The sequence below is a fragment of the Bacillus sp. JJ1474 genome (assembly GCF_036965225.1).
Lineage (GTDB): Bacteria > Bacillota > Bacilli > Bacillales > Cytobacillaceae > Cytobacillus.
Genome location: NZ_JBALPC010000177.1, coordinates 26,328 through 52,466 on the forward strand (window position 1 = coordinate 26,328; position 26,139 = coordinate 52,466).

General features: G+C 37.4%; 43 protein-coding genes, 1 pseudogene and 1 riboswitch. Of the genes and pseudogenes, 10 read left to right on the forward strand and 34 right to left on the reverse strand.

Annotated features, from left to right (window positions below; translation table 11 throughout):
* The 3 genes from V7164_RS19400 to V7164_RS19410 all read right to left on the reverse strand — a co-directional run bounded on the left by V7164_RS19400 (position 1) and on the right by V7164_RS19410 (position 1,320).
* Entirely contained in the window at positions 1–456 is a 456-nt protein-coding gene (locus V7164_RS19400) for a sigma-70 family RNA polymerase sigma factor (RefSeq protein WP_335355002.1), read from the reverse strand.
* Between the two features lie 106 nt (positions 457–562).
* Complete coding sequence (locus tag V7164_RS19405) at positions 563–1,123, reverse strand: hypothetical protein (protein WP_335354965.1); 561 nt, start codon at positions 1,121–1,123, stop codon at positions 563–565.
* Positions 1,120–1,320 (reverse strand): XtrA/YqaO family protein, encoded by a 201-nt coding sequence (locus tag V7164_RS19410; RefSeq protein ID WP_335354966.1) that lies wholly within the window; start codon positions 1,318–1,320, stop codon positions 1,120–1,122. The genes V7164_RS19405 and V7164_RS19410 overlap by 4 nt, the downstream gene beginning before the upstream one ends.
* Before the next feature lie 73 nt (positions 1,321–1,393).
* Here V7164_RS19410 and V7164_RS19415 point away from each other — a divergent pair, with 73 nt between their 5' ends.
* Positions 1,394–1,561, forward strand: a complete 168-nt coding sequence (locus V7164_RS19415; protein WP_335355003.1) for a hypothetical protein — start codon at positions 1,394–1,396, stop codon at positions 1,559–1,561.
* Between the two features lie 40 nt (positions 1,562–1,601).
* On the opposite strand, the gene V7164_RS19420 is transcribed toward V7164_RS19415, so the two are convergent.
* On the reverse strand, positions 1,602–1,754 hold the full coding sequence (locus V7164_RS19420; RefSeq protein WP_335354967.1) for a hypothetical protein: 153 nt from the start codon (positions 1,752–1,754) through the stop codon (positions 1,602–1,604).
* 29 nt (positions 1,755–1,783) lie between these two features.
* Positions 1,784–1,933 (reverse strand): hypothetical protein, encoded by a 150-nt coding sequence (locus V7164_RS19425; protein ID WP_335354968.1) that lies wholly within the window; start codon positions 1,931–1,933, stop codon positions 1,784–1,786.
* A 609-nt stretch (positions 1,934–2,542) separates the two neighbouring features.
* Here V7164_RS19425 and V7164_RS19430 point away from each other — a divergent pair.
* Positions 2,543–3,013 carry a hypothetical protein gene (locus tag V7164_RS19430; protein WP_335354969.1) on the forward strand — a complete coding sequence of 157 codons (471 nt, stop codon included), beginning with the start codon at positions 2,543–2,545 and terminating at the stop codon, positions 3,011–3,013.
* 91 nt (positions 3,014–3,104) lie between these two features.
* On the opposite strand, the gene V7164_RS19435 is transcribed toward V7164_RS19430, so the two are convergent.
* On the reverse strand, positions 3,105–4,133 hold the full coding sequence (locus V7164_RS19435; protein ID WP_335354970.1) for a DNA cytosine methyltransferase: 1,029 nt from the start codon (positions 4,131–4,133) through the stop codon (positions 3,105–3,107).
* A gap of 174 nt (positions 4,134–4,307) precedes the next feature.
* Between V7164_RS19435 and sda the strand changes: the two genes are divergently transcribed.
* Both sda and V7164_RS19440 read left to right on the forward strand, forming a co-directional pair.
* The gene (gene sda / locus V7164_RS25740) at positions 4,308–4,454 is read left to right on the forward strand and encodes a sporulation histidine kinase inhibitor Sda (protein ID WP_438824730.1); all 147 of its coding nucleotides are present in this window, start codon (positions 4,308–4,310) and stop codon (positions 4,452–4,454) included.
* A gap of 27 nt (positions 4,455–4,481) precedes the next feature.
* Positions 4,482–4,567: riboswitch (cyclic di-GMP riboswitch) on the forward strand.
* Positions 4,568–4,634: 67 nt separating this feature from the next.
* Positions 4,635–4,994 (forward strand): response regulator, encoded by a 360-nt coding sequence (locus V7164_RS19440; protein WP_335354971.1) that lies wholly within the window; start codon positions 4,635–4,637, stop codon positions 4,992–4,994.
* A gap of 47 nt (positions 4,995–5,041) precedes the next feature.
* Here V7164_RS19440 and V7164_RS19445 read toward each other — a convergent pair whose 3' ends face one another.
* From V7164_RS19445 to V7164_RS19530, 18 genes and pseudogenes are all read right to left on the reverse strand, one after another.
* Positions 5,042–5,224, reverse strand: a complete 183-nt coding sequence (locus V7164_RS19445; RefSeq protein ID WP_335354972.1) for a hypothetical protein — start codon at positions 5,222–5,224, stop codon at positions 5,042–5,044.
* Between the two features lie 6 nt (positions 5,225–5,230).
* Positions 5,231–5,620, reverse strand: a pseudogene (locus V7164_RS19450) (DUF1064 domain-containing protein); the annotation flags it as partial.
* Complete coding sequence (locus tag V7164_RS19455) at positions 5,598–5,768, reverse strand: DUF6011 domain-containing protein (RefSeq protein WP_335354973.1); 171 nt, start codon at positions 5,766–5,768, stop codon at positions 5,598–5,600. The pseudogene V7164_RS19450 and the gene V7164_RS19455, both read right to left, overlap by 23 nt.
* Positions 5,765–6,112 (reverse strand): hypothetical protein, encoded by a 348-nt coding sequence (locus V7164_RS19460; protein WP_335354974.1) that lies wholly within the window; start codon positions 6,110–6,112, stop codon positions 5,765–5,767. The genes V7164_RS19455 and V7164_RS19460 overlap by 4 nt, the downstream gene beginning before the upstream one ends.
* 12 nt (positions 6,113–6,124) lie before the next feature.
* Entirely contained in the window at positions 6,125–6,418 is a 294-nt protein-coding gene (locus V7164_RS19465; RefSeq protein ID WP_335354975.1) for a MazG nucleotide pyrophosphohydrolase domain-containing protein, read from the reverse strand.
* Position 6,419: 1 nt separating this feature from the next.
* A complete protein-coding gene (locus V7164_RS19470; RefSeq protein WP_335354976.1) occupies positions 6,420–6,629 on the reverse strand; it encodes a hypothetical protein in 210 nt (69 codons plus the stop codon).
* Positions 6,630–6,724: 95 nt separating this feature from the next.
* On the reverse strand, positions 6,725–6,982 hold the full coding sequence (locus V7164_RS19475) for a hypothetical protein (protein WP_335354977.1): 258 nt from the start codon (positions 6,980–6,982) through the stop codon (positions 6,725–6,727).
* Positions 6,982–7,200 (reverse strand): hypothetical protein, encoded by a 219-nt coding sequence (locus V7164_RS19480; protein ID WP_335354978.1) that lies wholly within the window; start codon positions 7,198–7,200, stop codon positions 6,982–6,984. The genes V7164_RS19475 and V7164_RS19480 overlap by 1 nt, the downstream gene beginning before the upstream one ends.
* A 231-nt stretch (positions 7,201–7,431) precedes the next feature.
* A complete protein-coding gene (locus tag V7164_RS19485) occupies positions 7,432–7,644 on the reverse strand; it encodes a hypothetical protein (RefSeq protein WP_335354979.1) in 213 nt (70 codons plus the stop codon).
* A complete protein-coding gene (locus V7164_RS19490; protein ID WP_335354980.1) occupies positions 7,628–8,566 on the reverse strand; it encodes a DnaD domain protein in 939 nt (312 codons plus the stop codon). The genes V7164_RS19485 and V7164_RS19490 overlap by 17 nt, the downstream gene beginning before the upstream one ends.
* Positions 8,567–8,591: 25 nt before the next feature.
* Positions 8,592–9,293 carry an MBL fold metallo-hydrolase gene (locus V7164_RS19495; RefSeq protein WP_335354981.1) on the reverse strand — a complete coding sequence of 234 codons (702 nt, stop codon included), beginning with the start codon at positions 9,291–9,293 and terminating at the stop codon, positions 8,592–8,594.
* Positions 9,290–10,213 carry a recombinase RecT gene (locus tag V7164_RS19500; RefSeq protein ID WP_335354982.1) on the reverse strand — a complete coding sequence of 308 codons (924 nt, stop codon included), beginning with the start codon at positions 10,211–10,213 and terminating at the stop codon, positions 9,290–9,292. Before V7164_RS19500 ends, V7164_RS19495 begins: the two co-directional genes overlap by 4 nt.
* A gap of 1 nt (position 10,214) precedes the next feature.
* Complete coding sequence (locus V7164_RS19505) at positions 10,215–12,200, reverse strand: AAA family ATPase (RefSeq protein ID WP_335354983.1); 1,986 nt, start codon at positions 12,198–12,200, stop codon at positions 10,215–10,217.
* A 582-nt stretch (positions 12,201–12,782) separates the two neighbouring features.
* Positions 12,783–12,983, reverse strand: coding sequence for a hypothetical protein (locus V7164_RS19510; protein ID WP_335354984.1), 201 nt, complete (start codon positions 12,981–12,983; stop codon positions 12,783–12,785).
* A 14-nt stretch (positions 12,984–12,997) separates the two neighbouring features.
* Positions 12,998–13,264 (reverse strand): helix-turn-helix domain-containing protein, encoded by a 267-nt coding sequence (locus V7164_RS19515; protein ID WP_335354985.1) that lies wholly within the window; start codon positions 13,262–13,264, stop codon positions 12,998–13,000.
* 145 nt (positions 13,265–13,409) lie between these two features.
* A complete protein-coding gene (locus V7164_RS19520) occupies positions 13,410–14,204 on the reverse strand; it encodes a phage antirepressor (protein ID WP_335354986.1) in 795 nt (264 codons plus the stop codon).
* Positions 14,204–14,521, reverse strand: coding sequence for a hypothetical protein (locus V7164_RS19525; protein ID WP_335354987.1), 318 nt, complete (start codon positions 14,519–14,521; stop codon positions 14,204–14,206). The genes V7164_RS19520 and V7164_RS19525 overlap by 1 nt, the downstream gene beginning before the upstream one ends.
* A 24-nt stretch (positions 14,522–14,545) precedes the next feature.
* Positions 14,546–14,755 (reverse strand): helix-turn-helix domain-containing protein, encoded by a 210-nt coding sequence (locus tag V7164_RS19530; protein WP_335354988.1) that lies wholly within the window; start codon positions 14,753–14,755, stop codon positions 14,546–14,548.
* Positions 14,756–14,822: 67 nt separating this feature from the next.
* Between V7164_RS19530 and V7164_RS19535 the strand changes: the two genes are divergently transcribed.
* Positions 14,823–14,987 (forward strand): hypothetical protein, encoded by a 165-nt coding sequence (locus V7164_RS19535; RefSeq protein WP_335354989.1) that lies wholly within the window; start codon positions 14,823–14,825, stop codon positions 14,985–14,987.
* Here the strand turns inward: V7164_RS19535 and V7164_RS19540 are convergent.
* A complete protein-coding gene (locus V7164_RS19540) occupies positions 14,980–15,207 on the reverse strand; it encodes a hypothetical protein (protein WP_335354990.1) in 228 nt (75 codons plus the stop codon). The two genes, V7164_RS19535 and V7164_RS19540, sit on opposite strands and share 8 nt — an antisense overlap.
* Positions 15,208–15,237: 30 nt before the next feature.
* Complete coding sequence (locus tag V7164_RS19545; protein ID WP_335354991.1) at positions 15,238–15,471, reverse strand: helix-turn-helix transcriptional regulator; 234 nt, start codon at positions 15,469–15,471, stop codon at positions 15,238–15,240.
* Positions 15,472–15,628: 157 nt separating this feature from the next.
* Between V7164_RS19545 and V7164_RS19550 the strand changes: the two genes are divergently transcribed.
* The 5 genes from V7164_RS19550 (at position 15,629) to V7164_RS19570 (ending at position 18,578) form a co-directional block, all read left to right on the forward strand.
* Positions 15,629–15,973, forward strand: a complete 345-nt coding sequence (locus V7164_RS19550; protein ID WP_335354992.1) for a helix-turn-helix domain-containing protein — start codon at positions 15,629–15,631, stop codon at positions 15,971–15,973.
* 75 nt (positions 15,974–16,048) lie between these two features.
* On the forward strand, positions 16,049–16,678 hold the full coding sequence (locus V7164_RS19555) for an ImmA/IrrE family metallo-endopeptidase (protein WP_335354993.1): 630 nt from the start codon (positions 16,049–16,051) through the stop codon (positions 16,676–16,678).
* A complete protein-coding gene (locus V7164_RS19560) occupies positions 16,671–17,057 on the forward strand; it encodes a hypothetical protein (RefSeq protein WP_335354994.1) in 387 nt (128 codons plus the stop codon). Before V7164_RS19555 ends, V7164_RS19560 begins: the two co-directional genes overlap by 8 nt.
* Positions 17,032–17,412, forward strand: a complete 381-nt coding sequence (locus tag V7164_RS19565) for a hypothetical protein (RefSeq protein WP_335354995.1) — start codon at positions 17,032–17,034, stop codon at positions 17,410–17,412. Before V7164_RS19560 ends, V7164_RS19565 begins: the two co-directional genes overlap by 26 nt.
* 17 nt (positions 17,413–17,429) lie before the next feature.
* Positions 17,430–18,578: a tyrosine-type recombinase/integrase gene (locus V7164_RS19570; protein ID WP_335354996.1), complete on the forward strand. Its 1,149-nt coding sequence runs from the start codon at positions 17,430–17,432 to the stop codon at positions 18,576–18,578.
* Between the two features lie 63 nt (positions 18,579–18,641).
* Here V7164_RS19570 and rlmD read toward each other — a convergent pair whose 3' ends face one another.
* From rlmD to V7164_RS19610, 8 genes are all read right to left on the reverse strand, one after another.
* Positions 18,642–20,012, reverse strand: a complete 1,371-nt coding sequence (rlmD, locus tag V7164_RS19575) for a 23S rRNA (uracil(1939)-C(5))-methyltransferase RlmD (RefSeq protein WP_335354997.1) — start codon at positions 20,010–20,012, stop codon at positions 18,642–18,644.
* 435 nt (positions 20,013–20,447) lie between these two features.
* Positions 20,448–20,726, reverse strand: a complete 279-nt coding sequence (locus tag V7164_RS19580) for a hypothetical protein (protein WP_335343905.1) — start codon at positions 20,724–20,726, stop codon at positions 20,448–20,450.
* A 101-nt stretch (positions 20,727–20,827) separates the two neighbouring features.
* Complete coding sequence (locus V7164_RS19585; RefSeq protein ID WP_335343904.1) at positions 20,828–21,760, reverse strand: diacylglycerol kinase; 933 nt, start codon at positions 21,758–21,760, stop codon at positions 20,828–20,830.
* A gap of 448 nt (positions 21,761–22,208) precedes the next feature.
* Entirely contained in the window at positions 22,209–23,135 is a 927-nt protein-coding gene (locus V7164_RS19590) for a hypothetical protein (protein ID WP_335347739.1), read from the reverse strand.
* 226 nt (positions 23,136–23,361) lie between these two features.
* Complete coding sequence (locus tag V7164_RS19595) at positions 23,362–24,444, reverse strand: hypothetical protein (RefSeq protein ID WP_335355004.1); 1,083 nt, start codon at positions 24,442–24,444, stop codon at positions 23,362–23,364.
* Complete coding sequence (locus V7164_RS19600) at positions 24,441–24,914, reverse strand: hypothetical protein (RefSeq protein WP_335354998.1); 474 nt, start codon at positions 24,912–24,914, stop codon at positions 24,441–24,443. The genes V7164_RS19595 and V7164_RS19600 overlap by 4 nt, the downstream gene beginning before the upstream one ends.
* A complete protein-coding gene (locus tag V7164_RS19605; protein WP_335347741.1) occupies positions 24,911–25,486 on the reverse strand; it encodes an RNA polymerase sigma factor in 576 nt (191 codons plus the stop codon). Before V7164_RS19605 ends, V7164_RS19600 begins: the two co-directional genes overlap by 4 nt.
* Positions 25,487–25,612: 126 nt before the next feature.
* Positions 25,613–25,807, reverse strand: coding sequence for a hypothetical protein (locus tag V7164_RS19610; protein ID WP_335354999.1), 195 nt, complete (start codon positions 25,805–25,807; stop codon positions 25,613–25,615).
* Positions 25,808–26,139 lie beyond the last annotated feature (332 nt).

A 26,139-nucleotide genomic window follows, 5' to 3' on the forward strand; every position in this document is an offset into this window, starting at 1 on the left:
TTACCCTGCCGATTTTTCCAATTTCAAAAGTTGCACAAACTGGCTTTTTTGGCTCAATTGGCTCAATATGGATTCTTTGGTTTTTTTGACCTGATTTCGTGATATGCCAATATGATAAGCTATCTCTCTAAATGACATGCCATCAATCATGCAATCATAGATCACTTTTTCTTTTTCATCTTCTAGATATTCTGCTGCCATCTCAAGAGCAAAAACAGTATCTTGAAATTTTTCTAATCTCTTAAATGCACGTTCTTCACGTATATCCATTTTTCTTAATTCGGCCTCACTCTTACCAGAACTTCCTTTTGGCATAGCAGCTTCTAAACCATATAAGGCAACTCCCCAACTCCGCATTGGTGTTGAATGGCCATAAAGAATCCTTTCTAAGCGATCCACTTCTTTTCTCATCCATGGATAATCCTTAATTAGTGCTTCGATTTGTCCCACGTACATTAGCTTGGCGGCTTCTTTCAATCTTCATCTCTCCTTTTATTAAATAAAAAAGGACACCAAACAACGCATAATGCGTCATTCAGTGTCCTCCAGATGGCTGGTAGAACTATTTATACATACTTAATAATTTGTTTTGTTGATTAATAATAAAATCCCTAAACATAGATATTTGTATATTAAGAAGCTCTAAACTCTCGTTTATTTCTATTCTAATTTCCTGTTTCCTTTCCTGCGGAGCTACAATAAAAAAACTTATGGCTTTATTTATTAGTAGAGTAGTATTAATAATCTCAGTATAAAGTTGATGTATATCAAAACTAATTTTTTCGTTTGGTATACCCTTTATCTCCATTAAATTTTTATCAATTTGATTACTAATATATTGTATTTGTGCAAAAGTAGCATATTGAATATTATCGTCGTTTATCAATTTTATTACTTCTCTAATACTGAATGTTACATGATTTAACTCTACATTTAAGAAATTCGAAACTTTAAGAAATTCCTGAATTGAATTGATTTCATTCTTCTTCTTATCGAATTGCATCTGCTTTTTCATAACATATATAGCAGTTATACCTGTCAATAAGCCTGCAACAAGTGCTCCTATAGCTGAACCTAATCCACTTATCCACGCATCATGACTGCCAAATGAAAAAAGACTCAAAATTCTTCCCCCTCATCAAACTTAACCCTCTTCACCTTGCCCTGATGCGTGATGATCTTCGTCTCCCCGTGAACTGGGAGCTCAGTAAGTCTCGCCTTTCCATCACACACCACAATAGCAAAGCTTCCTTTTCTGTTAATTATATCAATTTCTAGTAGATTGGTACCAGGATTTATCTCTATCTTTTGTAGCCGCATAGGAACCCTCCATGTATAATGATATTGAGTTGCCGGGAGAAGTCCTGGCTTTTTTTATGAAAGGCGGGAATATATCATAGACAATCAGATTGATGTGAACATCATCTATGATTTTAATGAGTACCCAGACAAAAATAGTGGCCGCTGCGACAATTGCGACAAAGCACATTTTAAAAGTTCCATTAGCGCAGGTAAATTAATAAGAGAATGCAGCAATTGTGGAATGAAGAAGAGTATTTAGCTTCTTCATTTTTTAATTAACTGGCTCGATCTTTTGTTTCCTAAGCTCTTGATTCATAGAAACTTGTTACCTTTTTATGTTCGTCACAAGCGTAAACTTCCACTGGTTTATCTTTGCTTCCTTCATTCATTACGAATACAACCCCTTCTGTGACTGCTGCTTTTTCACAACCCTTAAACTGGCAATTGAACATAAATTAAACTCCTCCTACCTTTTGCTTACTTACTCATTCAAAGATTCTTCAAGTCTGTTATAAGAATCTTTATAATGTTCTTCTAGTTCGGAAAGGTCAATACCTAAAGAACCGCTTAATTTCCGAATAAGCCATAGCGCATCCTTAATTACTTCAACGTCTACCTTTACCGTTTTCATCCTCTTCTCCTCCTAATCAACTGATCTTTCACTGTGTAAAACACTCTATAGGCAAATTAACAATAAATTTACAATTAAGAAATACACACTAAATAATATAATTATATTGTTAGATTATTAAGTTACTCATTTTCAAAAGGAGTTGGACATATGCTTGTGTTTCTGACTAGAGTAATTATTTTAACTACCTTTTGTTATTTTTTTTAATAATAAGAAAATTAATATTTAGACAAACCTTTTCGCATCCTATGGGTGCTTTTTTATATTGAATTGCATCATTACTCTTCTATACAGGTCTATCATTTTGTTAACTATGCTATTTGATTGCCTTTTCAAACCCACCCTCAAACAAAGGGGGTGTTGACGTAAACAACATATTTTCCTGCCCAGTAAAATTCCTCGATTTTATTTCCATCCACTTCTTTAACTCTGAAGGTTTCATGTTTTTGCTCCTTTCTATGAAACATATTGCTTATCCAGTTTCGAAAAAAAATCGTTACATTCACATACTTAATTAAAGAAAAATTTCTCTAATCGTGCTCATAATATTTTATTTTGCATACAATGCATACTGACCAACGAACTATTATATCAATGGAGGCTATATAGATGAATCATTATTACAGCCGGGAAAATGGATACGCAGATTACATGAGTTATTATCCAAATTCGGCTCCTATTTATAATCAACGTCAGACAATACCACATCCTATCCTTTTATCTGCTACTCAAGTCGCACCCAACCGGATTGAACTTCTGTATGATCAACCCACAGATATAGCATCAGCAACAAATGTATCTAATTATTGGATTAGAAATAATTTAGATCACCCTGCAGACATTGCTACTCTTGGAAGAAATAACATGATGCTTTTACCAACTAATAGTATTTCTCCAAATATGGCAATGATAACACCAATAGATAATACAAAGACAAAGTTTCTGTTAACATTCAGAGTAAATGCAACACCTGGAGTTCAATACACAGTGATACCATGCTTTGTTAATTTAGAAGGTCGATCAGGTTTTGGTGGAGATAACTTGAGTCCAAGAAGTAAGAATATATTTATAGCAAGATAATTATTATTAATAGTCTGAGGGTGACAATCTGGTCCTCCTCAGACTTTTTTTCATATCATGCGTCACTAGCGAAACTGGCTTACTCTTTTGTTTAGCAGATCAACTGCAGCTGGCCTGTTGTATCTGCGATAAAATCCGTACCATAATCCTCATTCAAGATCACTTGAAAAATCGCTTCTAACACTGGGACCACAATGCTATTCCCAGCTAACGCGTAAAGAGTAGCATTACGTTTCCCCTTCTTTGTAGGGAACTGTTCATGCATTAAGTCAAAGTCACAATCATCAAAACCCATGAGCCGCCAAACTTCACGTTCCGTTAAATATCGAAATGTCGGGTGATCATCTAATCGAATAATCCCGGCGTTTGGGCATCTGTCCTGTCTTTCGGTAATTGTCCAGCAATAATCCTCAATTACGCCAAGTCGTCGCTTATAAGAATCACTTGGCTTCACCGGATTGAGCTCCTCAATTTTGTTTAACATTGATGGAATTGTTATCATGTACTGCGGATCTGATACATCCTCTTCTAAAAATTCGGATATATGACGCATTGGTCTTTTCTTTAATTTACTAAAATCAAATGGCTCGGCTAAAGTTGAGATACAAAACACTCTTTCTCTCGCTTGTGGAATGCCAAAATCTCTTGCATCCAGTACGTCAAAGCTACTCGAATATCCCAAACTGTCCAATTCATGAAGATAATGATTAAAGGCCCCGACTGTTTTCTTATCAAGAACTCCTACGACGTTCTCCCATATCACAACACGTGGTTTCCATTCGCCCATGTTTCGTATAATCGTAATTGTTTCATGCATTAATGAGCTGCGGGTACCACTTCCCACTTCTGCACCACGCTTCTTCATGTCCTTATCAATCGGACTGATGTATTGCGCCCTAGAGTTATCCTGGCATGGGCTTCCGTGCACAAGTATGTCGGGTTTTAAATTCCAACCAATAACTGACTGCGGCCTATGTGAATGATCATATAGAGCATTGTAGGCTCGCACCCTGTTTTCTTGAATTTCTACATAATCAATTGACTTATGTTCAATTCCGAGATTGATTAGCGCTTTACGGGGCGCGCCAATGCCTCCGAACAATTCAAGTATCTTAACCATCGGGCCACCCCTCCTTTTCTAGTAAACTCAATAATTCTTTTGTTAACAAACCTTTAAATATTTGTAAAATTGATCCCCCTATTTGAAATAAGTGGAATATGTGTTAAAATATCCATTGTGTTATTTTTTTAATATTTACGAAAAGAGAGGATTTATTTGTGTTCATTAAAGGTATTGAGTAACCGTATGTTGATATGCACCTATAGAAAGGCTTGTAGCCTAAATCTTTCATATGATTTTATAAAAATTTTAGAAACAGAGATTCGTAACCGAGATATTGATATACAAATGAAGGCACTAGATACTATTAAATCGACATAATTTTCTCTTTGTGATAAAGTATGTTAACCTTTAGAAGGGCAAATTTTACGAAAGTAAAAGACGCAAAGCCACGGGCCTAAAACAATTCATGTAATGGTAGCCGGGTTGCAAAAAATCTAAATAACATCTAGAGGATTCCCTTTCCTAATTTGCCTTAGTATTTAGTGAAAGGTGTTTTAAATGAATAAAACCGTATTAATTGCTGATGATTCAAGGTTTCTAAGAAATTTAATAAAGAACATCTTACATAAAGAAGGGTTCCGAGTTTTTTTCGAAGCTTCTGATGGTACAAGTGCCGTCTCTTTATACAAAGAGAAGTCTCCAGACATTGTGCTACTTGACTTAACTATGCCTACTTTGAATGGCATAGAGGCACTTAAAAAAATTATTGAATATGATCCAAAAGCAAATATTATTATTTGTTCAGCAATGGGACAAAAAAGATTAATATTAGAAGCAATTAACTCTGGAGCAAAAGACTTTATTGTCAAGCCCTATTTTAATGAGCTGGTTCCAGCAGTTAGAAAAATATTTCTTTAATTCGCATTTCATATTGAAGTGCTTTTTTTATGAAACATAATACAAAATTAGTTTGCTAATCCCTTAAACTCGTAAGTTCCAGCTGCTTGATACAAAACACCGTGCTTTTTGCTATATGGATTTTCTTTTAGAATATCTTGCTTCGACACGCCTTCCTCATAGATGACTAATACCTGAAGTAGTTCTCGATCAAGGCTAACTGCGTTTGTTTCGACAACTCTCCTAGCCACTTATCCGACCTCAACGAATTGACCATTTTCGTATTTTAAAAGAGTAATTGAATCCACGAACATTCTTTCAAAGATTTTTCTCTTAATAGAAAACTCCTTAGTAATTGTGCCTTTTATATCAATTATTTGAGTGCTTCCATCCATATTAGTTACTTCAAAGTCTGCGACATAGTGTATTGGTCTAAAGGTTTTTCCGTTCTTTTTAAATCCTTCTTGAAGTATGTATCTTGGCTGCAGTTTGAAGTCCTTAATCTGTTTTGCTTGCTTTAACCATTTCAGTTGGTTGTAGTAGACGGATTCAGCATGTGAATCAAAAATTATACCGTCTACTACAGTCTTTCTGTTACCATACTTTGGCTTTGTTTGCTTCTTTTTACGATATTGCTTGTACGACATTCTTTGCATTTTCCTCAAGCCCCATCTTTAATTGATCTTCATCTGTGTTATTTTCCATATCTGACAGCTTTCTTTCGCAAACAGGACCAATGCCCTTGGCGATGCTTTTTAAACTCTTTAACGTGCGATTGCATACTGGGCAATTCATGAGATAACCTCCAAATCATTTTCCATAACTCGATAGAACCCTCTTATGTCACAAGCTACTAGAAAAACAGTGTCATATGTGGTGGCATACCAAGAAAATCGCTCTAAGAAGTCTCCTTCATAGCTTTGAGCTTCTTCAAGTGTTGTTTCTATGCCAACTCTTCTTTTCCCAACGACAATGCCTGTTTTATGCTTGTCGAATTCCTTCTCAACCAACTTTTTAATTTTCAATTGGCAGGTATCTTCAAGTTCCTTTTCTTGTTCTGGAGTAAGGTAATTAAAGGACGCAGCATCCTGACCTTTGACTAGGCATTTATTGAATCTAACCTCTTGCCCTAGTTTCACTCCCCATCCCTCCTAATAAGCCTTGCCGCCATGCTTGTAGGACCTGCCTTTGTTAAATTCCATTTTTCTAGTGATGGCTGCCCCAAGGTCAATCCCCCTGGAACCACATAAATCAAATGTACGGATACAAATATCAGCTAACTCCTCAGCGAAATTGTCCTTATTCCCTTTTCTAACAGCTTCAAGAGCTTCTGACACCTCAGAGTGGATAAGGGCTAGTAAAGTACCTGTTTCCCTTTCTTCATCATGCCAACCTTTGGATTTAGCAGTTTCATAAGCTTCTTTGCATAAATTATTAATACTCATTTCAATCATCCCTTCTCAATTTAGCTATCCAACAACTACTGTGTGTGTTCTCCACAAAAATCTTTCTGTTAAAGCTATCCCTATCAAAGAGCTTTCCGTCCCTCGATAACTCTGTAAGAGGATAAATCACTTCAAATCCCCTTGCTTCCAAATCTTTGATAGCCTGTTCAGCCTCGTATTTCCTTTGTCTACGAATTGTGACCGGAAACATAGGTTAGCCTCCTTTGCAATTCCTCTATGGCAGCTGTTTTTAATTCTGTATACCGACTTATGTACTGTAACTGACCAAGGTTTGCTTTAGTAAGATCAATATTCAAGTAGAAGACTTCCTTCTCGCCCAGTAATCTTATCTCTTCGGGCTAGATGTATAAGGGCAAACAATACTTCATCAGGATCCCTATCAAAGCGGTTAGCAATTAGCCGTACATCCGCACTCTGTTCCCAGAGTCTGGCTATTTCTTTAAGCTCTGGTGCATCCCAAACAAAATTGAGTTCCTCGCAAACTATGACTCTCTTTTTTCGAGATTTTTGCATGTAATGATTTCCGGACAATGCGCTAGCCATTATTCAATCCCCTTGAAGTATTCTTTACCAAAGTGTTCAACAATGATTTTCATCGTTTTAGGTCCAAACCCCTTAACCTTTTCTAATCCGGCAAACCGTTCAGCAAAGTACATACATGCACTGTATTTCCCTTGCTCAAATCCATGTTTAGTTCCAACCTCAAACCCCTTTTGGTACCCATCTTCACGGGCTTTTTGGATAACCGGGTTCTTACTCATGACGATCTATATTTCTGCGCATAGCATCCCTTGCACGGGCCTTCCACTACAAATCCGTTCGGTTGGCCGCAGTCCTTGCAGATTTTTGAATAGGTTTTCCAGCGGTGCTTACATTCAGGACATTCCATGGCTACCAGCGATTTTTCTTTCCTGTGAACAACCCCAGTAGCTAGGCATTTAGAGCAACAAGTGACAGGCTTAACATTTGTTATGCTCATAAATTCTCACCTTTCAGAACCAAGCATTCTCTGCTGATTCAGTTTTTATTTCACGAAAGGTTGCAAGAGCAACTTCCCGTTTTAATTCGTTATAATCCATCAAGTAAACTGATTTTCCTTGCTGCGATTCTGTGATGCCATTCTCTAGTAACTTTTCAAGAAAACTATTTTTCATCATTTCTTTGATCAATTTTTTGTTTTTCACAGAATCATACAGAATCCCCACTCACTAAACCTCCTGCTTTCAATTTTTTTAACGTTTCAGCAAGCTCTGCTTTTTTTCGGCTAATATCATCAACGGGCTGTTTAGAGGTTTCCTGCACTTTATCGTCTTGTTCCTCAAACCAGTCAGGTAGCTTTTCTGTACGAATAACTCCTTTTCTCTGGTAAGGCTTAACTTTCAATTTATTAAATTTCTCTTGTTCAAAGGCTCTTACTCTATCAATAGTTGTAAGTTTGTTATTGGCCCATTCTTTTAAGAGGTACTCAACAAAGCCGTAATAACGTTTATTTTTGTTATCCGCAATTGTGATAGCCTCATTCACTATTTCCGTTTTCCCTTCAAAATCATCCACCCACTGAAATAATGAGTGCGACTGATTAGGCGACAAACGGCATAGTAATTTTTCAAAAAGTTGAACGGGATTTTCTGGTGCAGTGGTAGTAGTAGTATTTTTTAATTCTTTATTTCTTAAATTCTTTAATTCTTGTTCTTGTTCGGGGTTAGTTCGGACTTCGTTCGGAGTTAGTTCGGCATTAGTTCGGACTTCCTCGTTTTGGGTGTTCGGAGTTTCTTCTGAATCACTCTCTAAATCTTGATACTTCGCATAATTGACTATGGTGAACAGTGTTCCTACTTCCGTTTCTTGAACGTTCACCCTTTCGGACTCAATTAATTTGTTAACGCAACTCTTAATTGTGCTAAGAGAGTACTTTTTATATCCTCTTCCTTCTTTATAAGACAGGTCATCTGCTAATTTTCGGTAGGATCGGATGTACTGCCCGCGCTTTAATTCGATGCCTTTTGTCTTAACCCCGTCCCTATGGCTTGCCTGTGATATTAAGTAAAGAAAGAGCCTAAACGTTGAAACATCATGCCATAAATCCGTCTCAAACAATTCTCGATGTAATTTAAACCAACCTTGCACGCTTGTACCTCCTCCCTACCAAAAATCACGGAACGCAAACGATTTTCCCTGTTGCTTTTTGAATCTCTTCCTTAAATACTTTTTCATCACTATTGGTGTCACTAAGGTGTAGCAACCATATTTCCTGCACTTGATTAAGATCATTCGCCAGAAGGAAATCCTTCACATTTTCTAAACTAAAATGTGATTGCATTAGTCGCTTCTTCATAACTGTTGGGACTCTACCAGTGGCTATATTTTCGTTTAAAATATCCAATGAATAGTTACACTCCACCATAATGTGTGTAAGTCCTTGAAAGCGATATTTGATGTAATAAGTATCTGTCGCGAATAAGAGCTTCTCTCCTGTTTGATTTACAAGGAGAAAACCTAACGGCTCTGACACATCATGTTGCACATCAAAAGGTAGTATGGTCCATGTGCCAATCTGAAATTGCTTCTTAACTTCAACTTTCTTAATACGATGATGTTCAACACCTAGCGCTTCTGCAGTACCATCTGACATATAACAATCAATACCAGCTTTCAAGACGTCCTTAAGGCTCTTACTGTGATCTCCATGTTCATGTGTAACAAAGCACCCAGCAACCTCTGACATTCGAAAATTGAAGGCTTTTTGAATTTCGCGATAGTTGATACCGCACTCCAGTAAAAGGGGAGTATGACCGTCTGTAACACGGTAGCAATTCCCCTTTGAACTAGAAGCGATTGCTGTTATTTCAATCACCACGTTGGACCATTTGGTGCAGTTTCAAATAAATCCCTTTGCTGTGTTCCATCGTTTGGTGGTTGCTTAGTTACCTGCTTTATTTCTTGAGTTTCGATAATTTCAGCTTGTTTTTTCAAGGGTTCATTTCGTTTGATGTCGATTACCTCCTGATTAGCCTTTTGCTCAATTTCCTTTTGTGCTGCATATTCTGGATTAATTTCTTTACGGTCATCTTCATACTCATTTTCCGTTGACCTATTAATGGCATCGACTAGAAGATCACTATCGTCTGATGTATTTATGAAAGCCTTTGCTGCACGATTTATCACTGTTCGTTTGGCCATTTCCTGCGGGAATTTATTTTGTACATTCTTTGTTTTTGCTTGACTCCAAGAAGCTTCAATTTCCTTTCTAGTCATTACTGTTAATATTTCTTCGTTATCAACTGTTTTAACTACGGCATAAGCTCCAAGAATTTCTTTGTCTCGATTTAAGAAATTCGTTTCATGCTTCAGTAATTTTTCACGACCGCCATCAATTTCATAGTCAAATACATCACCTTCGAATATGACATTCGCCCAAATGTCCTTGACGTTAGTTAATCGCTTCAAAACGGCTTGTGTACCAAAGTACGAGCGATTAAGTTGTAGTTGATCCCCATAGACAATGAAATAGCATTGTGTTTTTGCTGGGCTCAGTCCCTGCGTAACCATGTCTAGTAAAGCGTTAGCGATTGAGGGTTTTGAACAAACTTCTAAGGCAGGCTTGCCGTTACGATCCTTCACCTCTTGTAATTTAAAGAACGCACTCTTTAAAGCATTACTAGCATTGTAATTAGATGGTAGGACTAAACCGTCATCCTGTAGCCTTATCAAACTTTTATTTACATCATCAGTAATATCTTTTTGAATGATTGCGACTTGGGCTTGATTACTCATATTAGATAGCCTCCTTCATCATTTGTTCTGGATATTCGACTCTCAGTTTCTTATCCTTTTCAGACACTACCAGACTAATTGTTTGAGCTTTAGTTTCGACTAGTTTTGTAACTGCCTCACTATTGTCTATAAAGATTGGGGCAAAGAATCCATAATGCTCTGAAAGAGTATTGATAATGTCTAAGCCGACATTGATTTTAGCAGCGTTATTTAATCCACTGGAATAAGGAACACCCTCATAAAGCGTTTCACAAACTTCTGTTAACCCACCGTTAATTTGCTGTTCAAACAGCTTGAATCTAGCGTATTTAAACTTGCTATTAATTTTTTCTGTTAATAGGTTCACTTTCGTTCGAATGAACTCTTCTGTGAGGTAAAGCTCATGCTCTAGCTTTTCAAATTCTGCAGCCAGTTCTTTCTCTTGCATTTCTAGCTCCCTAATTCGATTTTCGGATTGCTCAACAAGAACGAATTTCCCAACTTCACCTTGTAGCTGATCACGAGACTGTTTTAGCTGAATGATCTCAAGTTGAATATCCTGTATTGTACCTTCGGACATTTCTAGAAGTTGCTTAATTTCAGCTTCTATTCCTTGCTTTTCTTGAAGTTTAGAAACATAAGCAGGATTGTCCAAAATATCCGTTAAAAGGTTTTCTTGCTGTTTTAACTGTCCAGTAAACTTTTCAAGGAGCTCCTGCTTGTCAACGATTTGCCCATTCAGCTTTTCAAATTCAGCTGTGAGCTTTTCACCTTGCTCAACAATTACTCGTTTCTCTTCGGCCATCTTCTTACCATTAACATTGATTTCCTCTAGCTTTTTTGCTCTGCCTAAATTAAATTGAGATAAGGCTTTTTCTCTTGCTGCACTCACGTGTTCCTCTGGCAATGCTTGTCCACATGCTGGGCACTCGCATTGGTCATTATGAGTAAATTCTTGTGAGTTAACTTCTTGCCATTTTTGACGTAATAGAACAAGATTATTTTCGACTTTTTTAATTTGTTCATTATTGAAACGCTGGCTATTTTTGTTGCTTTCTAACTTTGCAGTGAGAATTGAAATATTTGATTGTTCTTCCTGGACCCGTGCTTTCAATTGGTAAAGCTGTTCTTTAGAATCCGAATCGTGATCACGTTTAATTTGCATGAGTTCTATTTCAATTTCTTGAATAGCCTTTTGCTTATCAGAAATTGCTTTACCGTTACGGATGCTACTAATTTGGTTCATCATTTCGTCTATTTCTGCATTTAATTTGCCGATTTCCGCTTTGAGGGAATCTTTATTTAGTCCATCCAGTTCAGGTAAACCTCTTCTGATCTCATCAATGCGAACTGGAATCTTATCAAGTTCCTTATTAATTTCTGATCTTCTGGCAGCAATTACTTTTCTGTGGTTCTCAATTGTTCGACCAGCTAATATACTAGGTAACGAGGACAAGCTTTTATCACTTGCAATTACTTCTTCATCTGATAAGTCACCACAAATTTCCATAAGTGTTTTTCTTCTTTCATCCTTCTTAATCTGCTCATTAAAAAATGAAGGTGATGTAAGAAGTTTGAATATATCTTCTTGAACAATTGAATCTACTAGTGACTTGTAATCCTTCAACTTTGATGGAACTCCATCGATGAAATAATCAGTAGTGTGACCAGAAAATTCATCAGTCGCAGATCCGCGTTTACGTGTCCATTTCTCCATGTAAACCTTTCGAAGAGCGATTTTTTCTCCATCAAGAGAAAATATCCCTTCTACTTCATGCTCTAACATATGTTTTTCTTTTCCGGACCCATCCAGTGTTTTTAATGAAAAATCCTTTTTGTTTTGCGAATCTTTATCGAACAATAACCAGATAAACGCATCAAATACTGTGGTTTTTCCAGTAGCATTATCACCAAACACTTTTACGTTTTGTCCAGAAGCATCTAAAGTAAACTGCTGAACCCCTTTAAAATTCCTAAGGTTTAGCTTTATCAATCTAAGTTCTTTCATTAGGTTAGGACCTCCATTGATTTAATTTGAAAAACAAGATAAAATAGCCATATAAAATATTTTTTAAACCGAAACTCGTTCTAGCCAACGAGTTTTTCTTTTTGCCCAAAATCGAATTCAATCGTTTCATAAATATCCTTCATGTCTTCATAAGCCCTAGAACCTTCTAATGTTGTTTGATGTTTTTTAAGCCATTCAAAGATTGATTCACTTACACTAATTGTTGGCTCATAAATAAGCCATTTATAGTTTCAAGCATTTTAAAACCTCCTTTCTAATATTATTTAAGATGCTTTATTCGCACCGTTGAAGCTAAAAAGGTAAATGGTAGATATGGAGGGGGGGCCTTCCCAGCCTCAACGGTAAGAACAAAAGTTCTTGCCGCTATATTCTAATTGAGGTAAAATATAGTTAATCGTTGTATTGGTTGTTGATTCTGAGCAGTAAGTTAAGTGCCAGCTTAGCTTGCTGCTTTTTCTTTTCTGGTTTGATTAGCAAGCATTTTTAGTAGTTCATGCTTTGAATTGCTAGGTAGCATTAGCCATACTCCAGCTTTAATTCTCATTCGTTTTCATCCTCCTTTTAGTACCAACGACCACTCTTGTCGTAATGCCACCAAGTGTCGTCATAGTAGACTTTTAGACAATCCTCTTGCTTATCCCAAACAACATCTTTTACTTTTGATAGGCAATATTTTTTTTGCAGTTCAGATCCCATAGACTTTAGATGCTTTACGTGAATTGATAAGAATAAAAAATATTGCTTTGGTGATAGTCCAAACATCTGCTTCCCTCCAATTAAGCTACATAGCTTATAAACCCTCCAATTAGCTTTGATAGTGTTTGGACAACTGTTGTTATATCGACTCCACACAAAAGAGCAGCCAATGCCTCTGGGGCTTGAGTAACTTGAAACCATCTAATTGCATCCGATATTTTTAATTCCATCTTGTTGTTTTCAACTTTTGATATTGTGCTACGTGGCATGTACAATTGTTCAGCTAACGCTTCTTGACTTAAACCTGATAACATACGAGTCTTTTTAAAAATTGAACCCAACTGCATGATCATCACCCCCTTTCACATGTTCTAATTTAGAACATGTTCTAGCGTTGAACAGAATTTAGGAATAAATAAATTTAAAATAAATAGCAGAAGGAACTAGTACCGATTTTTTGGCTTGGCGGCTTCTTTCGGTGCAAGACCTCTTTCAAATGGCTACCTTTACGTTTTTTAATAGAATTTCTGCTAGTTTTACTTGTCCCTTTCCAGTAATCAGAGTTGTTAATTTTTCCACATCGCCCTCTGTTCTGGTTACAATTGTTGGTTTTACATCAAATAGGCCTTGCTCTATGTAAATCTGTTTAGGGTTGTTGTACTCACGGCCCTGTTTGATTAAATAACCATTGTCTCGAAGCCATTCAAACATTTTGTTGCGGCCAATCTTAATGCCGTGTTTGTCGTACATCATCTTTGCGAAAGCTCCTATACTAATCGCACCAGATGAATTAGATACCACTTTTCCGAAATTGGTATAAGGAAGATCTGCTTGCTGTTGAGCAATCACTCTATCTCTTTGCTGTTCAGCTTGTTCTCGTAATATCCGTTCTTCTTTTATAGTGGTAAGAAGCTTAATACCGAAGTCGGGATCATTTAGGATGTTTTCAATAGTTTGTGGAGTTGCATACATACCGTGTTTTCGGATTGAAGGAAGAACTTCTTGCTTCACCCATTTTTTGAACATTTTTGCTTCGAGCTTTCTGCTAGCAAAGATTAGATCATAAAGACCGGATTCATTGATAACAGACATTTTTTGTTTTCCTCCAAGGGTGTCGGTAGTGGCTACCCCCTTTTCATCCGGTTCAAGTTTGGCTATCGCATCACGGCTATTGCTGATTTCTAAAATTTCACATACGTCTTTCGCCACAAACCAAGGTTCATCATTCTGGATAACCATCCGAAGATCTTGACCATTGAAATCGAACACTTTTTGCAATTCGTTCATTAAATAGCCTCCTTGCTAAAATAGTGGGTATTTTGTTCAATCCAGTTTGTGTTTTTTTCTATCCATTTCATTAACAAGTGAGTTGGAATTTTAACTCCAAATTCGCGATTTACTGGAAAGTCTGGTCTAGCCATTAACTCCGCCATCTTAGTAGGTCCACATCTGAGAACATTCATTGCCTCTTCCCTTGTTAAAACAAGAGGCAAATTATTTAATGAGCTAATTCTTTCAGTAATAATTTCTGTTGCCCGATCTGCAATCTTTTGAGCAATTGCATCAACAAAATCATCACTAACCAACATGTCTAATTTGAGCATGACTGCACCTCCTGGTTTCAAAGATTACGGCCATAAGCAGTGATCATTTAGGTAATCCCAATCAAAGCCTATTGCTTTGGCAACTTTGCTAATTTTTAATGCAGATGGATTATAAGGTTTGTTTGCTTCGATTCGTTTTACAACATAGAGTGAGACTTTTGCTTTGTCAGCTAGTTGTTGCTTAGTTAATCCCAATTTCTCTCTTTCTTGTCTTACGAAATCGAACACGTACATTGATTTACCTCCTTGAAGGTTTTCCTCGCTTCCTGTCGAAATAGGACTATGGAAGGAGGTGTGAAACTTGAATGAACGATTAAGCAATATTGAGAAAGAAGTTATAGATGAACTCAAGAAAAGATTCGAAAATGCCGGCAGTACCAGTGGATTGATAATCCAAATAGGTACAATTGCTGCTCAAGTAACTAAAAGCTTTCTTGAAAAATATGAAAAAGAGATAACTAAGTAATTGACCTTATGTTTTTTTCAATTTGATTTGCTATGTTTTTAGCTATGAGATCCACAGTCGGAGCCGCTGTTGCCGCGGTGACTGTTTTGTTCACTTCTATATCTAGTTCAAAATCATTGATTTGCTGAAGAGTTTCCTGAAGTTGCTCAGATAGAGTGGCAGCTCTCCCTAACAATTTCTGAAACTCTTCTGCATTTTTAAAGTTTATAATTGCTTTCATAGGTTCACTCCTATTGTTTGGTGTGGTACTTTAGGCCGTTTTCTCTGTGTTCCCTTTCGGAACTTGGTAGGTAAAAAAAATAGCATCTACTTTTGTCTCAAGAGCATCCGCAATTCGTTTCATTACCTTCATAGAAGGATCTTTTCTTCCAGCTTCTATATTTGTATAGTATGCTCTCGATATTTCTGCTTTAGAAGCTACAGAGTCATGTGTTAATTTAAGTTCATTTCTTCGATTAATAAGGTCTTTTCTTTGATGAGACAATTACTAACCCTCCTTTTAGTTCCGGTTAGGAACTGTATTTGATTTTATTATAGTTCCCATATGGAACTATGTCAATGCATTTTGTTCCGAAAATCTACGTTTCTTTTAGGAACATATTTTTGTACAATTGAGGTATATTGTTCCGGTGGTGATTTTTATGGAAACATTTGCTCAAAGGTTTAAATACCTTAGGGAAAAAATGGGTTGGACTCAAGAAGATGTCGCTGAAAAATTAGGGTTATCGCGTCCTACAATTGCCGGTTATGAATCAGAAGAGAAAAATAGGACCCCTAGAGAGGAAACGCTACTAAAAATAGCAGATTTATTTGATACAACTATCGATTTTCTACTTGGAAGGACCAATGATCCGCAGCCGTCTTCTAAAAAGGAAGAAATCAATTCTGCATTTTACAATTATGAAAATTTAACCGATGAAGAAAAAGAGTTTCTAGACATGCAGCTAGAATTATTCAGAGATATGAAAAAGAAGAAAAATAAATGAAGGCAATTGCCTTATTTATTTTTTACACCGGAACCGAACATACATTCCTATAACATAATCTTTGGAGTGATATAGTTGCTAACTTTATATAAGAAAACTGATTTAGAATTGTTGCTAGAAAATTTATATAAGGAAAAAGGAATTCTTACTCCTTCTGATTTATCAATAAAGAATATTAGTGAATCTTTTAATTTTCATATTAAATACATAGAAAAAGTACCTTGTAGAGCTTTGTGGGATGAGGAGGATGCGATGATCTTTTTAGACCCATTATTACCCGAAAAAAAGCAACGTGCTCTGTTCTTTCATGAATTTGGTCATCCGTTAAGGCATATAGGAGCACAGGAGGAAATGAAGTGTAAGTTGTTTCTGGATCTACAAGAAACCCAAGCGAATCAATTCCAACTTTACGCAGCAATACCTACCTTTATGTTAGATTCTATTGAACTACCGAATAATGAGTTTTATGCAATTAAAGCAATTGAAGAAGTATTTAATATTCCCTTTTCTTTGGCTACAAAAAGGATGGAACAGATTAAGCAGAGGGTACTAAGGAACAAAATTGATATAGCAATAATTGAAAAAGAACAGAATAGGTACTCAAAGGTTGTACAGGATTGGTCTGAAGAAACAAAAATACTATTACTGCAATTAGAGAATCAACTTAAACAAAAGAAAACAGAAAGGGTGCTAACAAGTGTCTAGACAGGCTGTTTATTACGAAGAAATTGACGGAAGTGAGTATCCTTACTGGTTTGTAATAACCGTAGAAGAAGGTGAAATAAATTGGAATAAAGACACCTTTTATTTCGAGGTAAAGGCTCCATTTCAAAAGTTTAGTACATTTGACTTTGATGAATATCTTGTTGGGGTGTCTATTGATTCCGCTGATATCGTCCGATCAAATACTCATTCCTCAACTCTAGGAATTACGCTGAAAAATATTAAAAAACGAATTATTGAGCATGAAGCTAATCCTCTTCAAGTTCGCCAACTAATATTTTTAATGTCTGATATCGAAGAAAGTCTTTCACTAATTAGTAAGGAGTTGAGCTTCAATGCCGAAGCAACGACTTTATTATGAATATATAGACCGGCAACTCGTTCCATATTGGTATGTCCTTACTTTTTCCTCTTGTGAACTAAACTGGGACAAGCATGTTTTTTACTACAAGGCAATTAAACCTTTTGAATATACAGGAAGAGATGAATTTGATGAAACGATTATCAGCATGCCGATTTATCTTTCAGATTTAATTATTAATGGTGAACTTCCAGACAAAATTGGTCTTCATTTAAGTACTATTCGAAAGAGGATTGAAAGTGTAGGAGTGGACCCATATTTAGTCCGGCAATTAATACTTCCACACCCGCTGTTGGATGGTTTCATTAATTTGCTACCTGCTGAACGTAAAATGAATTTATTAATTCTAAACTAAACATAGGAGGGGTATTTATGGCCTACTTCCAAAAAGTTTCTGCTAAAAATAAACAAGGTTATAAATGGAAATGCACAGAAGATGGACCTCGTGATCCAATTACAGGTAAGAGGAGACAAGTTACAAGAAGAGCTGATACAAAAAAAGAAGCACAGGAAAAAGTAGATGCTGCAATTGAAAAGATAAAGGCAAAGGATGCAAATGGAGTTTCAAGCGATCTTGCCGAAATCACAGTCGAGGGCTTATTTGTAAAATGGTTTGAGCTAATTATGAAGAGAAAAGTAAAAGAAACTACATTCAAAGAATACACTAACGCTTATAATTATCGAATTAAACCTGTCTTAGGTAATTATAAATTAACTCAATTAAACCCTATTAATCTACAAAAGTTTGTAAACGACCTATCAGACGAGGGATTATCACCTAGATACGTTGAATACATTAGTACAATATTATATGGGGCTTTAGAAACTGCCCGTAAATGGAAAGTCATACAAGTAAACCCTCTAGTGGATGTTGAAAAGCCGCGACCAAGAAGAGTTGAACAAAAAACATGGTCGATTGATGAAATGAACCTTTTTTTATTAACCACCAGGTTAAATGATTTTAGAACGCACTCAATCGTAAACCTAGCGCTTAACACTGGCTGCAGACGGGGAGAAATATTGTCATTAAAATGGTCTGATTTAGATGAGGAAAGCAAAAATCTCACTGTTGAACGTACTCTTGTATACGACAAAGATGGATTTCGGTTTACTACGCCTAAATCTGAATCCTCTATTAGAAAAATTAAAATTGGAGATTCATTAATAAAAGAATTAAAAGAATGGAAAGCCCATCAAAATAAAATTAAAATGGCCTATCGTAATGTTTTTGAAGATATTGATTTAATTTTCTCAACTCATACTGGTAAGCCGATCTTCCCTAGAAGCTTAACTTCTGATTTTAACAGAGCAATAAAAAACACCAATGTAACAAAAATACGTTTCCATGATTTACGACACACACACGCCACTATGTGTCTCGAAGCTGGAATGTCTTTGAAAGAGGTGCAAGATCGTCTCGGCCACAGCAGCATAAAAACAACAGGAGATGTATATGCTCATGTAACCGAATCAATGAAGGAAAAGTCCGTTGATTTATTCGAAAAATACATTTCAAATTAAGGATTTTGCAAGGTATGTGGTTAAAATGTGGTCAATGCCAACATACCTTGCATCAAAACCTTGTTATATCAAGGATAATTTTGCTACTGCTTCCACGTGCATCGTCTGCGGAAACATATCCACCGGCTGCACTTCCACTGTCTTATACCCGCCATCCTCCAGTATCCGCAAATCTCTCGCCAACGTCCCCGGATTGCAGCTGACATAAACGACTTTCTTCGGCTTCATTTCAATAATTGTGTTCAAAAGTGCTTCATCGCAGCCCTTTCGTGGAGGATCAACGACTAACACATCTGCAGAATTGCCCTGCTCATACCATTTAGGTATCACCACTTCCGCTTCCCCAACAGCAAACTCTGCATTAGTAATCCCATTGAGTTCCGCATTCCGCTTTGCATCCTCAATTGCTTCCGGCACAATTTCGACACCGAAAACCTTCTTAGCCTTTTGAGCAAGGAATAAAGAAATGGTTCCGATCCCACAATAAGCGTCAATCACGTTTTCTTCACCGCTTAATTCCGCGTATTCTAACGCTTTATCATAAAGGACTTTTGTTTGTTCCGGATTAACCTGGTAAAAGGACCGCGCGGAAATAGCAAATTTAATATCTCCGATGAAATCATAGATGACTTCCTCACCCCAAAGAACCTTTGTCTGATCGCCAAAGATCACATTCGTTTTCTTTGAATTGACGTTGTGAACAATGGATTTGATGCCTTTTATTCGAGAAGCAATTTCCTCTACAATCTTATTTTTATTCGGAAGGTCATTCGTTCTCGTAATGAGCACAACCATTACTTCTCCAGTTACGAGTCCGTGTCGGGCCATAATATGACGGAGATCGCCTTTATGTTTGCCTTCATCATATGCACTAACACCATAACGACTGCAGATATCAATTACAGTCTGAACAACTTCATCATTTTTTTCCTGCTGAATGATGCATTCTTTCATATTAATAATTTGATGGGTGCGCTGCTGATAAAAGCCGCCGATGAGGCCTCCCTCTTGCTCTCCAACTGGAACCTGAGCCTTATTGCGATAACGCCATGGCTCTTTCATGCCTAAGACAGGGTGAACCTTAACATTTTCGAGTTTTCCAATCCGCTCTAGCACGTCCCTAACTTGCTTTTCCTTCGCTTTCAGCTGCCCTTCATAGCTTAAGTGCTGAAGCTGGCATCCGCCGCATTCTTTGTAAATAGGGCATGCCGCCTCAACCCGATATGGGCTTTTTTCATACATTTCAACAATCCGGCCGAATCCATAGCCTTTATTCACCTTTATTACTTTAACTTTTGCCTTTTCACCGGGAAGCCCGTTCGGAATAAATAATGGATAGCCCTCAACCTTAGCTACCCCAGCCCCATCATGAGTTAAATCTTCAAAAATCACATCTATATAATCATTTTTTTGTACTGGTAATGTTTTGCTCATTCGTTTCTTCCTTTTTTTCAGCATTAATAAGGGAAATTGTATCATATTATTGGGGGAATACGAAATACTGATGAATCTTTTGTGTTAGAAACAAAAGAGGATACTGTTATTAGTTTTTTGAGGGACATTAGCAAACGAAGAAAATTAGGTAAGAAATTAACCGGAGTATTCACCTGGGAATTTAATGTTCAATATAACAATGTCAGAGCCATGAAACTCATTATAAATACAAAACTTCCTGACAATAACTCTTGAGATGCCAATGAATCGTCCGAATTCCTCCATATATGATTTAGATAGTATTGGGTTTAATAACAGGTCTTCAACTTCTAGTACGAGGTTTATTAAAAAATCTTTGGTTTCTTCCGGTGTAAAATGAATACTTTGAAGGGTAAAAAGTTTTTCAAGATAGGTTCTGGCCATATGACTCTTCTTTTATTTCTCATCATTAAAGTCCGTTTCTTTTATCCTGTTTATTAATTCTTTGGATGTCATAAATCTTTGATGACGATATGCATCTCGACTCTTCTCAAACTTTTCCGCCAATGTGGGATCAGCATTTACCTCTTCGTTTATAGACATTTCATTTTCTGTCTGTAAAATAATCTTGAATTTCCCCTTTCCAGGGACAAAGATTTCACTTTCACTGTGGTTTTGATTCATTTGATTCATCTTTTCGATCAGTTCGTTCACAATCCTTTCACTAATACTCATGTTTAACATCACCCCTTTTATAAAATTCTCTTAAAGTTTATCACATTTCATATGCTTAGTATGCAAAAAGCCCGCCCCCAATAGGAACGAGCTCCTCTTTCTTATAAGGAACTTGCCCAATCCCTCGGGCGGTCCTCATCACGGATTTGATCAATTGGTACAAAGACTTCTAAATGGCGATAAAGATTCACAAATTCGGCTGGCAGCAATCCGCCGAATTCGCCATCAAGATTTAGTTGGAGTTTTTCGCTAGACTGTACTTTTATCCGGTTCGCTTGTGTATAAATGACTTGCGGATCATTGATATGCTCACCGCGGACTGCCAGTGTTGCAATTCGGATAAAATCAGCTAGGTTTGTCTTTTTCAAAATTAATAAGGAAAACAAGCCGTCATTAATCGATGAATCTGGAGCGAGCTTTTCAAATCCACCGACTGAATTGGTTAACCCAACAAGGAAAAGCATCGCCTCCCCTTCAAAAAGCTTCCCATCATACTCAATACTCACTTCCGTTGATCGAATGGATGGAAGCATTTCAATCCCTTTTAAATAATAGGCGAGCTGCCCAAGCATCGTTTTCAGCTTGCTTGGCACTTCATAAGTAAGCTCTGTCAGCCTGCCACCGCCGGCAATATTAATAAAATACTTATCATTAATCCGTCCAATGTCGACAGGGATCCTATCACCTTTAACGATGATATCTGCTGCAGCTTCAATATCCCTCGGAATATGCAGAGCCCGTGCAAAATCATTCGTTGTACCTACTGGAATGATTCCGAGCTTCGGCCGGTAAGCTTGTTCTGCCAGTCCGTTGACAACCTCATTAATCGTACCGTCTCCCCCTGCAGCCACGACAAGGTCATATTTACGTTCGACAGCCATTCGTGCAGCCTTTGTTGCATCTCCTGGTCCTGTTGTCGCATGGCAAGATGTCTCATAACCTGCTGTTTCCAGCTTTTGTAATACTTCCGCCAAATGTTTTTTAAAAATTTCCCGACCGGAAGTTGGATTATAAATAATTCTTGCTCTTTTCATACCCATCATCCTATTAATAAACTTTAAGTTACATCATCCGTTTTCTCATTCAGTTAACATCATATCTAAAAGGCAACAACATATCAATTTTTTACCTAAACCGAAGACAGAACTAAGCACATAAAGTGAAACTTCAATCAGTGGGGTGGTTCAACGCTCAGTACAAGCTAGTGCACACATCGCAACAGGACATCGCGTTCATAGTCTGCCTCATCTCCCACTGATTGTTAGTTGAACCAATCGGGCCTTTACGGGCTGTTGATCCCCCACTTAGAAATTTTGTATTACTCAACTTCTTGAAGTAGGGGGTCTTACAGCCCGTTAATCTGCGATAAATCCATTATTCCCACAATACAAGCTTATTTATCCGGATCTCTACTACTAATAGATGCAGACCATTAGAAAAAGATACCCAGATTAACCGGGTACCGTATTTTCATCATAACGGCTACTCGACTGAATTTAAACTCACCTGATAACTATTTAATATCTGAAGCTTGTGGCTTCCTTCCCCTGTTTGGAACGTGGCTTGTTTTATGGCCGCATCTCCATATTCATTTTGCTTCGCTTCTTTTGTAATATTCCATTTTTCCAGGTCACCCTGAATTTCCTTTACACCCGTGGCAGTGATTTTGACATCACTGGAGTTCTGAATTTGTACGGAAAGATGAGATGCGCGGTCAACAGCCCAATCACTCATAAGGGAACGCGGTTTAAGAGTAATAGAATTATCGTTTCCATTCACCTCAAGTTTTACGTTGTTAGGAATGAGAATAGTTGCAGATAAACTTGCAAATCTATCAAATGGCCTGGCAGCTTCACTTGGCAATCCCTTTAAGTTGATATAAAGGGTGTCCCCTTTTTCTTTAATGGACACATAATCCTCTGATTCGGATACTAATTCCTCATTTTTTCCTGAAAGAGCGCGGTATGTACCAAATATCGCCAATTCGCTCTCGGGCGTCCCCTCTATTGTAAAAGGGGAATGCTCCGCATTTACGACTACTCTTTTAATGCTGTCACTCATTTTCTGTTCAAAGACTGGGAGCTCAAAGGTCCGCTCCTCTCGTTGTAAAACATCATTCAGTTTTTCCAAAATTCCTGTAGAGCTAATAATCGCAAAGCCAATTCCGACCGTCCCTAAAAAGCCTACAAAGAATATACTAAGAAAATCATATTTTAAAAAAGGTTTCTCCTGCTTTGTAAAGAGGAGAAATACTAATATTTCAATTCCAAGAATCATTAATATAATCGGCCACCATGACATCATCACATGTATAAGCTTGTAGCCTAAAATTTGTGATAAAAGAAGAATGATCCCAAGCATAAGGAGCGATGCCCCCATGGAAAATGTTCCAACACGCCAGGTCCTCATTGGAAAACCACCTTTCTTTATTAAAATATGGAAGGGTTAATCTTTCATGCAAGATGTTACTAGAACCTCTCTTTGATTCCCTTCCTGCGCATTTTCCCACGCAAACGGGCACCTATCTCGCTTTCTGATTCCCTTCCTTCGCTTTTTTCCACGTGATCAGGCATCAATCTCGCTATCTGATGCCCTTCCTTCGCCTTTTTCCACACGAACGGGCACCAGTGAAACTCTATTCCTCTGATATCTCTATTTTCTTCTCCTTTTTTCCTGTAAGCAGCTTCAAGCCCCCGCCAATTAAGAGGATACAAACAACAGCTGTTTGGAAATAGCGCTCGAACCAATAGCGAATATCAATATTGATGGCATTCATTAGCATTGGTGATAGAACAGGCAGAAGAATATTCGTTGTTAAATAATACAGACCAAGGAGCACGAGACCAATGCCGATCCATTTCTGATGATTAAATAAGTAGGAAATGATGGGCGTGTCCTCAAGCGGTTCATCTTCGTATCTTGAAGCTTTTTGTAAGCCATCGAAAAAGCTGTAAAACCAGATAATTGGAATTAAAAATAAGAAAATACCTAATCTTAATACGTCTAAAATATAGATGGAGAATAGAAAAGCAGCCATTAATTGAATTCCACGGCGCTGTAAGCCAATATATAGATGGCCAGCTCCAGGGAAAACGGAAAATAAAGTAGCGATGGCTTTACTTTTCTTCCCTTCCTCTCTTCGGGATTCGAAGTCTTCTAAGATGGTGCGGTCTACAAGCTGTTCACCGCGCTGCTTCTTATTTAATTGCTGAATGGCATCAAAAAACCCGTACACCCAAATGACAGGCAAGATCGCCCAAAAAATCAAGAATTCGTCTCTATGGGTCAATATCGCCACAAAAAACACCATAATCGCTAAGCCCATAAACGCAATTAATAAGGTAATCCCCCGGTTCATTAAGCCGAGTTGAAAATGCCCCACACCGGGAATAAAGGATAATAAAATCGTACGAAACCGTTCATACTCCATTTCACTTCCAGCCGAACCAGATTCGACAGGCATTGCTTCCTTGCGATGCAACATTCTAGATGCCGAAATCCCTGTATCAACTAGATTGACAAGATAAAGAATCACTCCAATGATGACAATCACGAAAGCGACGTCCCCTTCACCATGTGCGGCAAAGAAAAAGGTAATCGCAATCAAGAAAAACTCCCCGAACATGTAAATAAGACCCCAAAATATCTTCCCTAAATAAAGTAAACCGCCACCAGGGAAAAATCCCAATAAAAACGCGATAATCGGATTTTTCATTATTTATTAGCCTCCTTGCTATCTTTATCTAATGAATCCATCCAGGCGAAGGTTTTATCTACAATTCCTTCTGTAACCGATGTTCTTTTTTCCTGGAAGCTTGGTGTTTGGACACTTACGGTATATTGTGTAATCGACTGGAAAACGCCAGTTGTCATAAGTAAAATGGTCATGGCCGCTGCGACTGTATAGTGAAATATCGCCGTTTGATAAAAAGGCCGGCTTTCCTTCCTCTTATTCACGACCTTTACTGAAGGAGGATGACTCTCAGCTATCTGCGCCATGATTGAATTAGTAAATTCAATTTCATTCTCAATCTCCGGCAATTCGCTTTCCGCTACCGTCACCGCCTCTAGATATAAATCCAAGCATTGGTCACAAGTATAAAGATGGTTTTCATACTCCTCACGGACGTCCTGATCGAATTCATTTTTCACGTATTTCATCCACTCTTCTATTGAATAATGCCTCATGAAAAATCGTCCTCCTTCCAATGCTTCTTCATCCAATTGCGGGCACGGTAAAGCTTCGTCTCAATTGTCTTCACTTGAACATTTTGTTCCGCAGCCATTTGCTGATACGTCTTATCCGCAATGTAAAAATCGTAAATGACGTTTCGATAATTTTCAGGCAGCTCATGGAGCTTTTCACGAACACGGGAAACTTTTTCTTTATGTATAATCTCGTCCTCTACACTTTCCCATCGATTCCCCAATATTTCTCTTTCCGCCAAATCTATTATATCTTCTTGACTCCGATTCTGCTTCCTCTTTACATCAATTGCATGATTTACTGCAATTCTCGTAATCCATGTTTTAAACCCTTGATTTTCATATTGGGAGAGAGAGGTGTAAATCTTAATAAAAACTTCTTGTGTGGCATCTTCCGCTTCTTTTTGGTTTCTTAATACAGCGTAGATGGTCCGGAACAAATCATTGCGGTACTTTTCAACCAAAAGCCGAAATGCATGGTGATTGCCGCTTTTTACTTTTTGGATTAGAACTTGGTCGCTAATCGCTCTCTCCCCCTTTCTGACAGCTTCCACCCTAATAGACGAAAGTCAGGTGCTCTATCCCTACACTAAAAAGGTAATTTTTTTTAAAAAAATATAATGGCATAGAAAAACGCTTAGAAAATTGGCTTCCCAAGCGTTTTCGACAAATGTATTTTATTAAAATTGCCAAATATAAAAAACTAATGCAAATAATGATAGGATGGTAGCTATCACGTATATAAAGGTGAGATTCCTTGTATTCCGTTTAGCTGATTTTCTGTAATTAGGATCACCTTTAGTAATAAATATAATAGTAGTAATAATTGCGATAATGGTAAGGACGATCACAAAAAATATCGCTCCTGTCATCAAACTCCTACCCCCTTAAACTATATTTCCCACATATAAATAGTGAAAATCTCTTTATATAAAAGATATCATTTCTTAGTATGATATATAAGTGATTTACATCACACATTTGCCTATCTCAGAAATTTCCGCACAAACAGAAATCAATCCATGGTAAGATAAAATTAATTACTTTACCAAATGCATGGAAATCCCTACCCACTATTTTCCCATAAAGTGAAACTTCAATCAATGGGGGGCCGACACACAGGACGTGCTAGTGCAGACGTTGCGACAGGATGTTGCGCTCTTAATCTGCCCTCATCGCGCCCATTGATTGTTAGTTGCGGCCCACA

Coding starts and splice junctions, on each gene's coding strand:
- V7164_RS19410 (WP_335354966.1), bottom strand. CDS start 1,320: ATGCGGCTACAAAAGATAGAGATAAATCCTGGTACCAATCTACTAGAA.
- V7164_RS19585 (WP_335343904.1), bottom strand. CDS start 21,760: ATGAAAAGAGCAAGAATTATTTATAATCCAACTTCCGGTCGGGAAATT.
- V7164_RS19425 (WP_335354968.1), bottom strand. CDS start 1,933: ATGAAAACGGTAAAGGTAGACGTTGAAGTAATTAAGGATGCGCTATGG.
- V7164_RS19550 (WP_335354992.1), top strand. CDS start 15,629: ATGGAAACATTTGCTCAAAGGTTTAAATACCTTAGGGAAAAAATGGGT.
- V7164_RS19570 (WP_335354996.1), top strand. CDS start 17,430: ATGGCCTACTTCCAAAAAGTTTCTGCTAAAAATAAACAAGGTTATAAA.
- V7164_RS19580 (WP_335343905.1), bottom strand. CDS start 20,726: ATGAGTATTAGTGAAAGGATTGTGAACGAACTGATCGAAAAGATGAAT.
- V7164_RS19420 (WP_335354967.1), bottom strand. CDS start 1,754: ATGTTCAATTGCCAGTTTAAGGGTTGTGAAAAAGCAGCAGTCACAGAA.
- V7164_RS19475 (WP_335354977.1), bottom strand. CDS start 6,982: ATGGCTAGCGCATTGTCCGGAAATCATTACATGCAAAAATCTCGAAAA.
- V7164_RS19515 (WP_335354985.1), bottom strand. CDS start 13,264: ATGCAGTTGGGTTCAATTTTTAAAAAGACTCGTATGTTATCAGGTTTA.
- V7164_RS19505 (WP_335354983.1), bottom strand. CDS start 12,200: ATGAAAGAACTTAGATTGATAAAGCTAAACCTTAGGAATTTTAAAGGG.
- V7164_RS19590 (WP_335347739.1), bottom strand. CDS start 23,135: ATGAGGACCTGGCGTGTTGGAACATTTTCCATGGGGGCATCGCTCCTT.
- V7164_RS19430 (WP_335354969.1), top strand. CDS start 2,543: ATGAATCATTATTACAGCCGGGAAAATGGATACGCAGATTACATGAGT.
- V7164_RS19530 (WP_335354988.1), bottom strand. CDS start 14,755: ATGTACGTGTTCGATTTCGTAAGACAAGAAAGAGAGAAATTGGGATTA.
- V7164_RS19525 (WP_335354987.1), bottom strand. CDS start 14,521: ATGCTCAAATTAGACATGTTGGTTAGTGATGATTTTGTTGATGCAATT.
- V7164_RS19565 (WP_335354995.1), top strand. CDS start 17,032: ATGCCGAAGCAACGACTTTATTATGAATATATAGACCGGCAACTCGTT.
- V7164_RS19520 (WP_335354986.1), bottom strand. CDS start 14,204: ATGAACGAATTGCAAAAAGTGTTCGATTTCAATGGTCAAGATCTTCGG.
- V7164_RS19600 (WP_335354998.1), bottom strand. CDS start 24,914: ATGAGGCATTATTCAATAGAAGAGTGGATGAAATACGTGAAAAATGAA.
- V7164_RS19465 (WP_335354975.1), bottom strand. CDS start 6,418: ATGAGTATTAATAATTTATGCAAAGAAGCTTATGAAACTGCTAAATCC.
- rlmD (WP_335354997.1), bottom strand. CDS start 20,012: ATGAGCAAAACATTACCAGTACAAAAAAATGATTATATAGATGTGATT.
- V7164_RS19470 (WP_335354976.1), bottom strand. CDS start 6,629: ATGTTTCCGGTCACAATTCGTAGACAAAGGAAATACGAGGCTGAACAG.
- V7164_RS19440 (WP_335354971.1), top strand. CDS start 4,635: ATGAATAAAACCGTATTAATTGCTGATGATTCAAGGTTTCTAAGAAAT.
- V7164_RS19480 (WP_335354978.1), bottom strand. CDS start 7,200: ATGAGTAAGAACCCGGTTATCCAAAAAGCCCGTGAAGATGGGTACCAA.
- V7164_RS19400 (WP_335355002.1), bottom strand. CDS start 456: ATGTACGTGGGACAAATCGAAGCACTAATTAAGGATTATCCATGGATG.
- V7164_RS19500 (WP_335354982.1), bottom strand. CDS start 10,213: ATGAGTAATCAAGCCCAAGTCGCAATCATTCAAAAAGATATTACTGAT.
- V7164_RS19540 (WP_335354990.1), bottom strand. CDS start 15,207: ATGAAAGCAATTATAAACTTTAAAAATGCAGAAGAGTTTCAGAAATTG.
- V7164_RS19435 (WP_335354970.1), bottom strand. CDS start 4,133: ATGGTTAAGATACTTGAATTGTTCGGAGGCATTGGCGCGCCCCGTAAA.
- V7164_RS19455 (WP_335354973.1), bottom strand. CDS start 5,768: ATGAATTGCCCAGTATGCAATCGCACGTTAAAGAGTTTAAAAAGCATC.
- V7164_RS19510 (WP_335354984.1), bottom strand. CDS start 12,983: ATGTTTGGACTATCACCAAAGCAATATTTTTTATTCTTATCAATTCAC.